Source organism: Streptomyces sp. NPDC041108, from assembly GCF_055592645.1.
The window spans coordinates 214,759-228,778 of record NZ_JBVIYK010000012.1; the positions used below are offsets into that span (position 1 = coordinate 214,759).

The following is a 14,020-nucleotide window of genomic DNA, read 5'->3' on the forward strand; positions in this document are numbered from 1 at the left end:
TACGTTTCTACCTGACGCCCGTCCTCGGCTGCTGCTGGGTGACGCAGTGGATGCCTCCGCCGCCCGCGAAGAGCGTGCGGGCGTCGACGAGCGTGACCGTCCGTTCCGGGAACAGCCGGCGGAAGATCCCGGCGGCGGTCGCGTCGCGCGGGTCGTCGAAGCCGCACAGGACGACTCCGCCATTGCAGAGGTAGTGGTTGATGTAGGAGTAGTCCGCCCAGCGGCCGTCGGCCTCCAGCACGGTCGGGGCCGGGACCTCCACCACCTCCAGGCTCCGCCCGCGCGCGTCGGTCGCGGCCCGGAGCAGGCCGATGATCTCCCGGGTGATCTCGTGGTCGGGGTGGGCGGGGTCCGGCTGGGAGTGGGCGACGACCACGCCGGGGCGCGCGAAGGCCGCCACGATGTCGACATGGCCGAGCGTGCCGAAGCCGTCCGGGGGATAGTCGCCGGTGAGGCCGCGCGGCAGCCAGATCGCCCTGCTGGTGCCGAGGTGGGCGTGGATCTCCGCCTCGGCCTCCTCGCGGGTCCAGCCGGGGTTGCGTTCCGGGCCGAGCTGCACGGTCTCGGTGAGCAGGACGGTGCCCTCGCCGTCGACATGGATCGCCCCGCCCTCGTTGACGAGCTTGGAGGCGTACGTCCGCGCGCCCGCGAGGTCCGCCACCTGCCCGGCGATCTCGGCGTCGTGCTCCCAGCGGGCCCAGGGCTGGGCTCCCCAGCCGTTGAACCTCCAGTCGACGGCGGCGAGTTCACGCCCGTTCGTGAGGAAGGTCGGCCCGATGTCCCGCATCCAGGCGTCGTCCAGCGGGCGTTCGACCGTGTCGACGCCCTCCCCGAGCAGCGCGCGCGCCTGCCGCGACTGCCCCGGCCCGCACACCACCGTCACGGGTTCGAAGCGGCGGACCGCACGGGCGACCGACGCCCAGGCGAGGCGGGCCTCCGCGAGGTCCGCCGGGTCCTCGAAGGTCGGGTTCGGTCCCGGCCACGCCATCCAGGTGCGCTCGTGCGGAGCCCACTCGGGCGGCATGCGGAAACCGTCGGCGGCGGGTGTGGTCATGGGGGTGGCTCCTCAGAGGAAGTACAGGCGGTTGAGGGAGACCGACTCGGCGGGCTCGGAGTGCAGCGGTTCACCGTCGAGGGTGACCAGGCCGGTGCGCCGGTCCACGTCGACCGATCCGGTACGGGAGTTGAGCCGCAGGTCGGCCGGGCCGATCCCGCGCGTGCCGCGCACGGCGACCCTGCGCCGCCGGGTGGGCATCGAGTCGCCCCCCTGGTCGAGGGCGGCCTGCGCGACGAAGGCGACGGAGAGGTCGGCCGGGGTGGCGCCGTGCGCCCCGAACTGCGGTCCGAGCACGAGGGGTTCGCAGGTGTCGGTGGCCGCGTTCGGGTCGCCGACGACGCCGTACGCCGGGAAGCCGGACTTGAGCACGAGCTGGGGCTTGGCCCCGAAGTACTCCGGCCGCCACAGCACGAGGTCCGCCAGCTTGCCGACCTCGATCGAGCCGATCTCGTGCGCGAGGCCGTGGGCGATGGCGGGGTTGACGGTCAGCTTGGCGATGTAGCGAAGGACGCGCTCGTTGTCGTGGCCCTCGTCCGGGGCGCCCCGTTCGGCCTTCATCTTCCCGGCCATCGCGAAGGTCCGGCGGACGGTCTCCCCCGCGCGGCCCATCCCCTGCGCGTCCGAGGAGGTGATGCCGATCGCGCCCAGGTCGTGCAGGACGTCCTCCGCCCCCATCGTGCCGGCTCGGATGCGGTCGCGGGCCAGGGCTGCGTCGCCGGGCAGGTCGGTCTTGAGGCCGTGGGCGGCGACGATCATCCCGTAGTGCTCGGCGACGGCGTCCCTGCCGAAGGGGAGGGTGGGGTTGGTGGAGGAGCCGATGACGTTCGGGACCCCGGCCATCTTCAGGACGTTCGGCACATGCCCGCCGCCGCAGCCCTCGATGTGGAAGGCGTGGACCGTGCGTCCCTCCAGCACGCGCAGGGTGTCCTCGACCGACAGGCACTCGTTCAGCCCGTCGCTGTGCAGGGCGACCTGGACGTCGTGCTCCTCGGCGACGCGCAGCGCCGTGTCCAGCGCCCGGGTGTGGGCGCCCATGTCCTCGTGCACCTTGAAGCCGCTGGCCCCGCCCTCGGCGAGCGCCTCCACCAGCGGGGCGTCGCCGGAGGAGGAACCCCGGCCGAGGAAGCCGATGTTGACCGGCCAGGCGTCGAACGCGTTGAACGCGTGGCGCAGCGCCCAGGGCGAGTTGACCCCGACGCCCCAGACCGGCCCGAACTCCTGCCCGATGATCGTCGTCACGCCGGAGGCGAGCGATGCCTCCATGATCCGCGGCGAGAGGAGGTGGACATGGGTGTCGACGGCACCGGCGGTGGCGATCAGCCCCTCGCCGGACACGATGGACGTGCCCGTGCCGACGACCACCTCGACCCCGTCGAGGGTGTCGGGGTTCCCGGCCCGCCCGATCGCGCTGACCCGGCCCTCCCGGATGCCGATCGACACCTTGCGGACGCCCTGCACCGCGTCGATCACCACGACGTTGCTGATCACGACGTCACAGGTCTCGCGGACGGCGGCCGCCTTGAGGTGCAGCCCGTCCCGCGCGGTCTTCCCGAAGCCGGCCAGGAACTCGTCGCCGTACCGCTGGGAGTCCGACTCGACCCGGATCACGAGTCCCGAGTCGCCGAGCCGGATCCGGTCGCCGGCGCGGGGGCCGTGGGTGGCGGCGTACGCGTACGGATCGACGCTCATCGGTCCGCCCCCAGGTATCCGCAGGCGGCGGCCCGGTGAAGGGCCTCCTCCCTGGCGCCCGGCGCGTCCAGTTCCCCGTCGACGAGACCGGCGAACCCGATCGCGACCCGGTCACCCCCGATCGGCACGAGCCCGACCTCGACCCGTTCCCCCGGCCCGAACCGCACCGAGGACCCGGCGGGGACCGCGAGCCGCATCCCGTACGCCGCCGCCCGCGCGAAGTCGAGCCGCGGGTTGGCCTCGAAGAAGTGGAAGTGGGAGGTGACCGAGACGGGCACGTCGGCGGTGTTGGTGACCGTCAGCCGCACGACGGCACCGGGGTCGGAGTGTGCCGCGCCCGGCAGGAGCCCGCCGGGGCCCGGTTCCCCCGGTGCGCCGCCGATCGGGTCGGGGACCACGGCGAGCCGTGACCCGTCCTCGAACACCGCCTCGACATGCACCTCCCGCACGATGTCCGCCACGCCCGGCAGCACGTCGTCGGGGCCGAGCAGGCTCCGCGCCCGGTCGATCGCCTCGGCGAGCCGCAGCCCGTCCCGCGCCGCCTCGCACACGGCGTCGGCGACGAGGGCGGTCGTCTCGGGCACGTTCAGCCGCAGGCCGCGCGCACGGCGGGCCCGGGCCAGCTCGGCGGCGCCGAAGAGGAGCAGGCGGTCGCGTTCGGTGGGGGTCAGTCGCATGCGGCGACACCTCCTTGCGGTCCGTGATTTAGAACGTCACTCTAAACACGGAACACAGGAAGGGGAAGGGCAGAAGAGTTCTGCCTGCAGAATGGGCTGCACCGGAGCCCTGACCTTTTCGAGCAGCGCTCTATTGTCCGTGCGAGACGCCGTGCACCGTCCGAGATTCCCGGACCTCCTCGTCCTCGGTGAGCGCGCCCGAGGTCAGGGCCCCGCCCAGGAGCGCGGTGAGCGAGAGTGCCGCGACGGCGAGGACGGCCCGGCGCCGGAGCCGGAGCGGACGCGCGGTGCGCACGGTGCGCACGGCCGGGACCCGTCCCCGGACCTCTCCCGGGACCGCCTCCGGGACCTCGCCCCGGACCTCCTCCGGCCCGCAGGCGATGCGGCGTCGCGCGTCCGTCCACGCCTCGGCCTCGGCCCCCCGCAGTCCACAGGCCGCGACGAACGCGGCGACCGGCTCCTCTCGGGGCAGACTTTCCCGGCCGAGCATGGTCGCCGCCGTGGAGTGGGGCAGGACGTGGCCCGCCTCGGCGGCCCGGCGCTCCAGCCGGCGGTAGCTCAGGCCGGACCACGCCTTGAGGCGCCCGAGGCCCGCGACGAAGGCGGCGGGATCGGTGTCGGGCGGTGTGGGAGGTGCGGTGGTCATCGGGTTCCCCCTCGTTGAGCTGGACATACACGGACTCGTACAAGCTCGAACACCTCCACAGCTTGAGGAGGCGGGAGAACGGCGGTCAACCTCGGTGCGCACCGCCCCGCTCCGAGACCACCGGGAGGTCACATGGGTCCGCCCCGCCGTTCGCCCCAGCCCCGTACGAGAGCCAGGAGTGCCGCGCTGTTCGCGGCGGCACTGGCACTCGGCGTGCTCGCTCCCCTGCCCGTCGGCGGGCCGGCGTCCGAGGCCGGGCCGCCCGGCGTCGACCCGTCGATCGCCGACTTCGTCCACCGCACGCTGCCCCGGGACGGCGGCGGCACCGTTCTCGCCGCACGCGGCGACGAACTGGCGTACTGCGCGGGCTTCGGCACGGCGGACAGCGCGGCCGGCATCGCGGCGAGCTGCCGCACGGTCTACGACGTCATGTCGATGACCAAGCAGTTCACGGCGGCGGCGATCCTGAAGCTGGAGGTGCTGGGCAGGCTGCGGGTGACCGACCGGATCGACCGGCACCTGGGACCGGTGCCGGAGGACAAACGCGGGATCACGGTCGAGCATCTGCTCACCCACACCTCCGGCCTCGTCGAGGGCCTCGGCGACGACTACGCGCCCGTCTCGCGCGAGGAGCTGGTGCGCGGGGCACTGGCCTCGAAGCTCCGCTCCGCGCCGGGCACGAGGTTCCACTACTCCAACACCGGCTACAGCCTGCTCGCCGCGATCGTGGAGAAGGCATCGGGAGAGGGCTACGAGGCGTTCCTGGCCCGGCATCTGTTCGCGCCGGCCGGGATGAGGCGGACCGGATACGTGCTGCCCCGGTGGCCACGGCGGCTCGTCGCGGTGGAGTACGACGACCGGGGGCGGAGCAGGGGCAGGCCCTTCGACCACCCCTGGGCCGCCGACGGGCCGTACTGGAACCTGCGCGGCAACGGCGGGATGCTCTCGACCGCCGAGGACGTGTTCCGCTGGCACCGGGCGCTGCTGGGCGAGGAGGTCCTGCCGGCGCGGGCCCGGGACAAGCTGTTCGAGCCGCGTGTCCGGGAGCCCGGCTCGACGAGTTCGTACGGCTACGGCTGGAGCGTACGGGACACCCCGGACGGCCCCTTCGCCTGGCACGACGGCGGCAACGACTGGTCCCTGGGTCTCCTCGGCCGCTCCCCGACCGACGGTGTCCTCGTCTTCTGGATCAGCAACCAGGCATCACGGGAAGGCGGGTGGAACCTGGAGGACGTGGCGCAGGAGCTGACCCTGGGTCTGGTGGAACGGGTGCGTGCGGAGCGGGCATGAGGGGCCGCGCCGCCGGACGGGCACGAGGAGCGGCGGCGGCCGACCGGGCGGACCGGCCCGGTCGGCCCGGCGCGCTCAGCCCAGTTCGTGCATCCAGCCGTGCTTGTCCTCCACCGTGCCGCGCTGGATGTTCAGCAGCGCCTCGCGGAGCTTGAGGGTGACGGGGCCGGGCTCGCCGGCGGACTGCTGCCAGGTGGCGCCGGTGCGCTTGACCGTGCCGACGGGGGTGATGACGGCGGCCGTGCCGCAGGCGAAGACCTCGGTGAGGGCGCCGCTCTCGGAGTCGGCCTGCCACTGGTCGATGGAGATCCGGCCCTCCTCGGCGCCGTACCCGAGGTCGGCGGCGACGCTGAGGAGCGAGTCACGGGTGACTCCCTCCAGGATCGACCCGGTGAGGGTGGGCGTGACGATGCGGTCGCCGTACACGAAGTACAGGTTCATGCCGCCCAGTTCCTCGACCCACTTGCGCTCGACCGCGTCGAGGTAGCAGACCTGTGCGCAGCCCTCGGCCGCCGCCTCGGCCTGGGCCAGCAGGGAGGCCGCGTAGTTGCCGCCGGTCTTGGCGTCGCCCATGCCGCCCGGGACGGCGCGGACGTGGTCCTCGGAGACCCAGATGGAGACGGGCTTCACGCCGCCGGGGAAGTACGCCCCGGCCGGGGAGGCGATGACCAGGAAGAGGTACTCGTTGGCCGGCTTGACGCCCAGGCCGACCTCGGTGGCGATCATGAAGGGGCGCAGGTAGAGGGACTCCTCGCCGCCGTGGGCCGGGACCCATGCCTGGTCCTGGCGCACCAGCGCGTCACAGGCCTCGATGAACGTCTCGACCGGCAGTTCCGGCATCCCGAGCCGCCGGGCGGAGGAGCGGAAGCGCTGGGCGTTCTTCTCCGGCCGGAAGGTGGCGACGGTTCCGTCCGGCTGCCGGTAGGCCTTCAGCCCCTCGAAGATCTCCTGCGCGTAGTGCAGGACCATGGTGGCCGGGTCGAGGGAGAGCGGCGCGTACGGAACGAGCTGGCCGTCGTGCCAGCCGCGGCCCTCTGTCCACTTGATGACGACCATGTGGTCGGTGAAGTGGCGGCCGAAGCCGGGGTCGGCCAGGATCGCCTCGCGCTCCGCGTCGGAGAGTGGCGAGGCCGAGGGCTTGAGCTCGATCGTGGGCGTCGTCATGAGTGGTTGTCCTTCACCGGTTGTGTGTGACGGGCCGCGCTCACGTCCGCACTGCCGGCGGCGACTGCTTGGACGTCCGAGCATTGCCTCATTCGGCGGCTCCGCGTTCGATTATCGCAAGCGGAGTCGACGGAAGAAAACGGCGTGAATGCGACCCAGGGATGATGGTGACACCCGGCGGGACCATGGGGAAGCCATACGGAAGCCGCCGGGTGCTGGTGCGACCCGGCGGCTTCGAGGAAATTCGAGTGGCGCGGCGGGTCAGCCGGCTACTCGTACGGCGAGGGCGTCGCCGATCTCGTCCGTCGAACGGGCGGGCTTGCCGACGCGCTCCGCGAGGTCGGCGGAGACGGCCTCCTCGATCCGCGCGGCCTCGGCCTCGTGGCCGAGGTGGCGCAGGAGCAGGGCGACGGACAGGACCGTGGCGGAGGGGTCGGCCTTGCCCTGGCCGGCGATGTCCGGGGCCGAGCCGTGCACGGGCTCGAACATGGACGGGAACTCGCCGGACGGGTTGATGTTGCCGGAGGCCGCGACGCCGATGCCACCGGAGACGGCCGCGGCGAGGTCGGTGATGATGTCGCCGAAGAGGTTGTCGGTGACGATCACGTCGAAACGGGCGGGGTCGGTGACGAGGTAGATCGTCGCCGCGTCCACGTGGATGTAGTCGGTGGTGACCTCGGGGAACTCCTCGGCCACCTTGTTGAAGATGTTCGTCCACAGGTGACCGGCGAAGGTCAGCACGTTGTTCTTGTGGACGAGGGTGAGCTTCTTGCGCGGGCGGGCCTGGGCGCGGGCGAAGGCGTCACGGACCACGCGCTCGACACCGAAGGCCGTGTTCACGGAGACCTCGGTGGCGACCTCGTGCTCGGTGCCCTTGCGGATGGTGCCGCCGTTGCCGGTGTACGGGCCCTCGGTGCCTTCGCGGACCACGACGAAGTCGATCTCGGGCTGGCCGGCCAGCGGGGTGGCGACACCCGGGAGCAGCTTCGAGGGACGCAGGTTCACGTGGTGGTCGAAGGCGAAGCGGAGCTTGAGCAGGAAGCCGCGCTCCAGGACTCCGGACGGGACGCTCGGATCGCCGATGGCACCCAGCAGGATCGCGTCGTGCTGCTTCAGCGCGTCGAGGTCGGCCTCGGTGAGGGTCTCACCGGTGGCGTGATAGCGCTGGGCGCCGAAGTCGTACTCCTTGGTCTCCAGCTTCACGTCCTGCGGAAGGACGGCGGAGAGGACCTTGAGCCCCTGGGCCACGACTTCCCTGCCGATGCCGTCACCGGGGATCACTGCGAGATTGAGGCTGCGAGACATGACGGCACCGTACTCCTTGTCCCAGGGGATGACATGGGGTGTCCGCGATACGGACGAGAGGTACGGTGGCGCTGCTCACACGTCACCACGCGTTCACCCTTATGCGGGGCGGGCGTTGGGATTCGCTGGGAACTTCGTCCTCATGGATATACCCGACTTCGGCATCCCGCCGCAGCTCGCGCGCCGGATGAGCATGGCCGAGCAGCACGAGTACCTGCGTACGAAGCTGACGCGCCGCCGCACGCTGGTGACGGCGGGCTCGCTGGCGGCGGGCGGGCTGCTGACCGGCTGCGGCGGCTCCGGTTCGCCGGACTCGGCGCCCTCGACGACCTCCGCCGCGTCGCCCGCCACCTCCCGGGCCCCCGGCTCGGCCGTCGTCCCCTTCGGCCGCCATCTGGCCTTCGGCGGCGACCCCCGGACGCAGATGCGGGTCTCCTGGCAGGTGCCGCTCGCGGTGCGGAAGCCCTACGTGCGGGTGGGCCTGAGGCCCGAGGAACTGAGCCGGAAGATCGACGCCGAGGTCCGCGACCTGCACACGCCGGGGGTCGAGGGCGTCCGCCTGGAGCTGGAGCAGTACTACCTGCACGCGGCCCTGGACGGCCTGCGCCCCGGCACGACGTACTACTACGGTGTCGGTCACGAGGGCTTCGACCCGGCGGCCCCGGCCCGCCGCTCGACGATCGGCACCTTCCGCACGGCGCCCGCCGCACCGGAGAAATTCGTGTTCACGGCGTTCGGCGACCAGGGTGTCGGCAAGGCGGCGGCCGCCAACGACAACCTGATCGTCCGCCAGAAGCCCGCGTTCCACCTGCACGCCGGCGACATCTGCTACGCGAACGGCAACGGCAAGGGTGTGGAGTCGGACGGCTACGACCCGGGGTTCTGGGACCTGTTCCTCAAGCAGAGCGAGCCGGTGGCCCGGTCCGTGCCGTGGATGGTGACGACCGGCAACCACGACATGGAGGCCTGGTACTCACCGGACGGCTACGGCGGGCAGCTCGCCCGCTGGTCCCTCCCGGACAACGGCTTCGATCCTCGTTCGGCGCCGGGGGTGTACTCGTTCACCTACGGCAACGTCGCCTTCGTGGCGCTGGACGCGAACGACGTGTCGTACGAGATCCCCGCCAACCTCGGCTACTCCGGCGGCCGGCAGACCACGTGGCTGGACCGGAAGCTGAGGGAACTGCGGGCGGCGAAGGGCGTCGACTTCATCGTCGTCTTCTTCCACCACTGCGCCTACTCGACGTCCTCGCACGCCTCCGACGGCGGCATCCGCGACAGCTGGCTGCCCCTGTTCGCGAAGCACGAGGTGGACCTGGTGATCAACGGCCACAACCACGTCTACGAGCGGACCGACGCCGTCAAGGGCGGCAAGGTCGGCAGGGAGGTGCCGATCGGGGCGTCGACCGACCCGACCCGGGACGGCATCGTGTACGTCACGGCGGGCGGGGGCGGGCGTGACCTGTACGGCTTCCCGTCCGGTGTGAAGGAGAGCTACGAGGGACACATCACCCGCCACGACGCCGTCGAGACCTTCGAGTGGACCAAGTCCCGCAGGTCGAAGGCGGAGACGGTGGAGTGGTCGCGGGTGCGCTACCGGGGCTTCTCGCTGCTCTCGGTGGAGGCGGAGAGCGGCGCGCGAGCGGTCCTGAAGGTGTCGGCGCTGGCCCAGGACGGCGAACGGATCGACCACTTCGAGGTGCGGCGCGGCGCGTGAGCCGTCCGCTCACGGCCGCACCGCACCCCGACACGGGGGCGGCTCCCGGCGGATGGGTGGGCTCAGTGCCCGGTCGAACCGCCGTTGTCCCTGCGGTCGAGGGCGCGCTGCAGGGCGGCGGCGGCGTTCTTGCGGTCGGACTCGGTGGTCCGGGAAACGTGGCGGACTCGGCGGCGGACGGTCGTCTCGGCCATGGGAATCGACTCCTTCGAGGCAATCCGGAGTTCGGAAACGGGGGGTGTACGAGACGCCGGAAGGGGCGGGGAGCGGGGCCGCAGGGGTTGCCTGCCTAGGGCTCCGGCTCACGACCGCCATTCGCTGGATCGAGCGAGACGTTCGGCTCCTACAAAGCTAGGTGAGGCCGGCGCATCTGTCTCCACAATTAGTCGGACTTCCTACTATCTGAGACGGTGGATTGGGTCACACGCCGTTGACCTGGCCTTTTCACTTCCGTCACACGGCGACGCCCCCGGTCCCGGGTCACGGGATCGGGGGCGTCGCAGCAGCGCCGGGCCGGGCGTCCGGGTCAGCCCATGTGCGGGTAGGTGTAGTCCGTCGGCGGGACCAGGGTCTCCTTGATGGCGCGGGTCAGGGTCCAGCGCATCAGGTTCTGCGGGGCCCCGGCCTTGTCGTTGGTCCCCGACGCGCGACCGCCGCCGAAGGGCTGCTGGCCGACGACGGCGCCGGTGGACTTGTCGTTGATGTAGAAGTTGCCGGCCGCGTACCGCAGCTTCTCCATCGTGTACGCGGCGGCCGCGCGGTCGCCCGAGATCACCGACCCCGTCAGGGCGTAGGCGGACACCGACTCCATCTGGGTCAGCATCTCCTCGTACCGGTCGTCCTCGTAGACGTGCACGGCGAGGAACGGGCCGAAGTACTCGGTGGTGAAGACCTCGTTGGCGGGGTCGGTGCACTCGACGACGGTCGGGCGCACGAAGTAGCCGACCGAGTCGTCGTAGGTGCCGCCCGCGACGATCGTGCAGGCCGGGTCGGCCTCGGCACGGTCGATGGCGGCCTTGTTCTTGGCGAAGGAGCGTTCGTCGATGACGGCGCCGATGAAGTGGGACAGGTCGGTGACGTCGCCCATGGTCAGGTGCTCGACCTCGGCGGCGAACTCCTCCTTGAAGCCGGAGTTCCAGATCGACGCCGGGATGTACGCCCGCGAGGTCGCGCTGCACTTCTGGCCCTGGTACTCGAAGGCGCCCCGGGTGAGGGCGGTCTTGAGGATCGCGCGGTCGGCGGACGGGTGGGCGACCACGAAGTCCTTGCCGCCGGTCTCGCCGACCAGCCGCGGGTACGAGCGGTACTTCTCGATGTTCGCGCCGACCGTCTTCCACAGGTACTGGAAGGTCCTGGTCGAGCCGGTGAAGTGGATGCCGGCGAGGTCGGGGTGTTCGAGAGCGACCTCGGAGACGGCGATGCCGTCGCCGGTGACGAGGTTGATGACGCCCTTGGGCAGGCCCGCCTCCTCCAGCAGCTCCATGAGCAGCACGGCGGCGTGGGTCTGCGTGGGACTCGGCTTCCAGACCACCACGTTGCCCATGAGGGCCGGGGCGGTCGGCAGATTGCCCGCGATGGCGGTGAAGTTGAAGGGGGTGATCGCGTAGACGAAACCTTCGAGCGGGCGGTGGTCGAGCCGGTTCCAGACACCCGGGGAGTTGGCCGGGGGCTGCTCGGCGAGCAGGTCACGGGCGTACTTGACGTTGAAGCGCCAGAAGTCGACCAGCTCGCAGGGGCAGTCGATCTCGGCCTGCTGGGCGGTCTTGGACTGGCCGAGCATGGTGGAGGCGGCCAGCGTCTCGCGCCAGGGGCCGGCGAGCAGCTCGGCGGCGCGCAGGATGATCGCGGCGCGGTCGTCGAAGGACATCGCGCGCCAGGCGGGCGCGGCGGCGAGGGCGGCGTCGACGGCGTCCTGGGCGTCCTGCCGGGTGGCGTTGCCGTAGGTGCCGAGGCGGGCCTTGTGGTTGTGCGGCTGGACGACGTCGAAGCGGTCGCCGCCGCCCATCCGCTTCTCGCCGCCGATGGTCATCGGCAGGTCGACCGGGTTCTCGGCCAGTTCCTTCAGCTTGACCTCCAGCCGGGCCCGTTCGGGTGAGCCGGGGGCATAGCCGTGCACCGGCTCGTTGACGGGGGCGGGGACCTGGGTCACAGCGTCCATGGGTTCCGTAACTCCTTACTGAGCGGTGTGTGGCGAGCCGTCGTGCGGGCTCAGCCCTTGCTGACCATCGAGCGGACGAAGAAGCGCAGGTTCGCCGGCTTCTCCGCGAGGCGGCGCATGAAATAGCCGTACCAGTCGGTGCCGTAGGCGGTGTAGACGCGCATCCGGTGCCCCTCGGCGGCGAGCCGGAGATGCTCGTCGCCGCGGATGCCGTACAGCATCTGGAACTCGTACTCGTCGAGCTTGCGTCCGGTGCGGTGGGCGAGTTCCTGGGCGATGGAGATCAGGCGGGGGTCGTGGGACCCGATCATCGGGTACCCCTTCCCCTCCATGAGGATCTTCAGAACGCGTACGTACGCCTTGTCGATCTCGGCCTTCTGCTGGAAGGCGACCTCGGCGGGCTCCTTGTACGCGCCCTTCACCAGCCGCACCCGGCTGCCGTTCGCGGCGAGACGGCGGGCGTCGGCCTCGGTGCGGAAGAGGTAGGCCTGGATGACACAGCCGGTCCGCGGGAAGTCCCGGCGCAGCTCGTCGTGGATGGCGAACATCGAGTCGAGGGTGGTGTGGTCCTCGGCGTCGAGGGTGACCGTCGTGCCGATCGCGGCCGCGGCCTCGACGACCGGCCGGATGCCCGCGAGGGCCAGCTCGTGGCCGCCGGGCAGGGCCTGGCCGAACAGGGAGAGCTTGACGGACATCTCGGCGCGCTCGCCGAGCCCCAGCTCCTTCAGCCGGTCGACCAGCTCCAGATAGGCGTCGCGGGCCGCGAACGCCTGCTCCGGACGGGTGATGTCCTCGCCGACGACGTCCAGCGTCACGTCGAGGCCCTTGCCGGTGAGGTCCCGGACGACCGGGACGATGTCGTCGACCCGCTCCCCGGGGATGAAGCGGTCGACGACCTGCCTGGTCACGGGGGCCGCGGAGACCAGGCGTCGAATCCGGTCGCTGCGCGACGCGGCGAGAATCACGGGACCCAGCACGGGGCACCTCCACAGACCAGCAGACAGAACCACCGTGAAACCTAAGGATCCCGCCGATCCCCGGCCATCGACAGCTGTCACGCATCCGTGCCGCAGATCTCAGACAGATGTATGAAGGTTCTCGGCGCATACGGGAGAATGCCCCTGTGACGCCGGAAACCGCATCGCCCCACCCGGTGGGTGACTACCAGGACCTCGTCGACGAGATCTCCGAGCTGCTCGGCGCCCCGGCGACGCTGGAGAACCGCGACTTCGAGCTGATCGCCTTCGGCGCGTACGACAGCGAGGGCGACCTCGATCCGTCGGCGCTGGACCCGGTCCGCACCCGCTCGATCCTGACCCGCCGCTCGACGACGGCGGTGCGGGAGTGGTTCGAGGGCTTCGGCATCACCCGGGCGACGGCCCCGGTCCGCATCCCGCCGACTCCGGCCGCGGGGGTGCTCCGGGGCCGTGTCTGCCTGCCCGTACGCCATCGGAGCGTCGTGCTGGGCTACGTCTGGCTCCTGGACGGCGACCCGGGCCCGACCGACGCCCAGCTGTCCGCGGCGATGGCGGTCGCCGCCCGTATCGGCGCCCTCCTCGCGGACGAGGCCCAGGCGGGCGCCGACCTCACCCGGGAGCTGCGCGCGGTCCTGACCGCCGAGCGCGACTGGGAGCGCGACATGGCGGTGGCGGAGCTGCGCAGCGCGCTCGGCCTGCGCGGCGACGGGGTCCACGCGATGGTGTGCGTGGCCCCCTGGCCGTCCGCGGGCCCGGACGACGCCCCGTCCTTCCGTACGGTGCCGGGGGCGGCCGCGCTGTGCACGGTGCCGTGGGGCACGGCCGGACGGGGCCTGGCCCTGCTGGTGCGGCTGCGCTCGGCGGACGTGCCCGCCCCGGCGCTCACGGCCGCCGCCCGGCTCCTGGAACGCGCGGGCGCGCACGCGGCGGCGGGCGTCTCGGGCGCCCGTGCGGGCCTCGCCGAGCTGGGCACCGACTGGCGGGAGGCCGCGGCGGCGGCCCGGGCCGCGCTCGCGGAGCCGCGTCTCGGCCCGGTCGCCGAGTGGCGCTCCATCGGCCCGTACCGTCTGCTGACCGCGCTCCCGCCCGGCACCCCCGAGGACCCCGCCGTGCGCCCGCTCCTCACCCCCGCGCACCGCGACCTCGCCCACACCGCCGAGGTGTTCCTCGACCACGCGGGCCAGGCGGGCCGCACCGCCGCCGAGCTGGGCATCCACCGCCAGACCCTCTACTACCGGCTCTCCCGCGTCGAGAAGCTCACGGGCCTGCGTCTGACCGACGGCGAGGACCGGCTGCTGCTGCACATGGCGCTGAAGGGGGCACGGCTGTGACGCGCCGGC

Annotated in this window: 12 protein-coding genes; 3 read left to right on the plus strand and 9 right to left on the minus strand. The window is 71.9% G+C overall.

Annotated elements, in window-relative coordinates; all coding sequences use genetic code 11:
• Positions 1-7: 7 nt before the first annotated feature.
• From ACZ6BB_RS30120 to ACZ6BB_RS30135, 4 genes are all read right to left on the minus strand, one after another.
• Complete coding sequence (locus ACZ6BB_RS30120) at positions 8-1,054, minus strand: agmatine deiminase family protein (RefSeq protein ID WP_471618265.1); 1,047 nt, start codon at positions 1,052-1,054, stop codon at positions 8-10.
• A gap of 12 nt (positions 1,055-1,066) precedes the next feature.
• Positions 1,067-2,746, minus strand: coding sequence for an urease subunit alpha (locus ACZ6BB_RS30125; RefSeq protein WP_471618266.1), 1,680 nt, complete (start codon positions 2,744-2,746; stop codon positions 1,067-1,069).
• The gene (gene ureA / locus ACZ6BB_RS30130) at positions 2,743-3,423 is read right to left on the minus strand and encodes an urease subunit gamma (protein ID WP_471618267.1); all 681 of its coding nucleotides are present in this window, start codon (positions 3,421-3,423) and stop codon (positions 2,743-2,745) included. The genes ACZ6BB_RS30125 and ureA overlap by 4 nt, the downstream gene beginning before the upstream one ends.
• Before the next feature lie 130 nt (positions 3,424-3,553).
• Positions 3,554-4,069 (minus strand): hypothetical protein, encoded by a 516-nt coding sequence (locus ACZ6BB_RS30135; protein ID WP_471618268.1) that lies wholly within the window; start codon positions 4,067-4,069, stop codon positions 3,554-3,556.
• A 132-nt stretch (positions 4,070-4,201) separates the two neighbouring features.
• Between ACZ6BB_RS30135 and ACZ6BB_RS30140 the strand changes: the two genes are divergently transcribed.
• Positions 4,202-5,359, plus strand: a complete 1,158-nt coding sequence (locus ACZ6BB_RS30140; RefSeq protein WP_471618269.1) for a serine hydrolase domain-containing protein — start codon at positions 4,202-4,204, stop codon at positions 5,357-5,359.
• Positions 5,360-5,434: 75 nt separating this feature from the next.
• Here ACZ6BB_RS30140 and ACZ6BB_RS30145 read toward each other — a convergent pair whose 3' ends face one another.
• Positions 5,435-6,523, minus strand: coding sequence for a branched-chain amino acid aminotransferase (locus tag ACZ6BB_RS30145; RefSeq protein ID WP_471618270.1), 1,089 nt, complete (start codon positions 6,521-6,523; stop codon positions 5,435-5,437).
• A 261-nt stretch (positions 6,524-6,784) separates the two neighbouring features.
• The gene (locus tag ACZ6BB_RS30150) at positions 6,785-7,828 is read right to left on the minus strand and encodes a 3-isopropylmalate dehydrogenase (RefSeq protein WP_471618271.1); all 1,044 of its coding nucleotides are present in this window, start codon (positions 7,826-7,828) and stop codon (positions 6,785-6,787) included.
• A gap of 142 nt (positions 7,829-7,970) precedes the next feature.
• Between ACZ6BB_RS30150 and ACZ6BB_RS30155 the strand changes: the two genes are divergently transcribed.
• Positions 7,971-9,545: a purple acid phosphatase family protein gene (locus ACZ6BB_RS30155; protein ID WP_471618272.1), complete on the plus strand. Its 1,575-nt coding sequence runs from the start codon at positions 7,971-7,973 to the stop codon at positions 9,543-9,545.
• A 62-nt stretch (positions 9,546-9,607) separates the two neighbouring features.
• On the opposite strand, the gene ACZ6BB_RS30160 is transcribed toward ACZ6BB_RS30155, so the two are convergent.
• From ACZ6BB_RS30160 to ACZ6BB_RS30170, 3 genes are all read right to left on the minus strand, one after another.
• Complete coding sequence (locus ACZ6BB_RS30160) at positions 9,608-9,739, minus strand: hypothetical protein (RefSeq protein ID WP_005479955.1); 132 nt, start codon at positions 9,737-9,739, stop codon at positions 9,608-9,610.
• A gap of 332 nt (positions 9,740-10,071) precedes the next feature.
• Positions 10,072-11,703 (minus strand): L-glutamate gamma-semialdehyde dehydrogenase, encoded by a 1,632-nt coding sequence (pruA, locus tag ACZ6BB_RS30165; RefSeq protein ID WP_471618273.1) that lies wholly within the window; start codon positions 11,701-11,703, stop codon positions 10,072-10,074.
• Between the two features lie 50 nt (positions 11,704-11,753).
• Positions 11,754-12,680, minus strand: coding sequence for a proline dehydrogenase family protein (locus ACZ6BB_RS30170; protein WP_471618274.1), 927 nt, complete (start codon positions 12,678-12,680; stop codon positions 11,754-11,756).
• A 107-nt stretch (positions 12,681-12,787) separates the two neighbouring features.
• Here ACZ6BB_RS30170 and ACZ6BB_RS30175 point away from each other — a divergent pair, with 107 nt between their 5' ends.
• Entirely contained in the window at positions 12,788-14,011 is a 1,224-nt protein-coding gene (locus tag ACZ6BB_RS30175; protein ID WP_471618275.1) for a PucR family transcriptional regulator, read from the plus strand.
• Positions 14,012-14,020 lie beyond the last annotated feature (9 nt).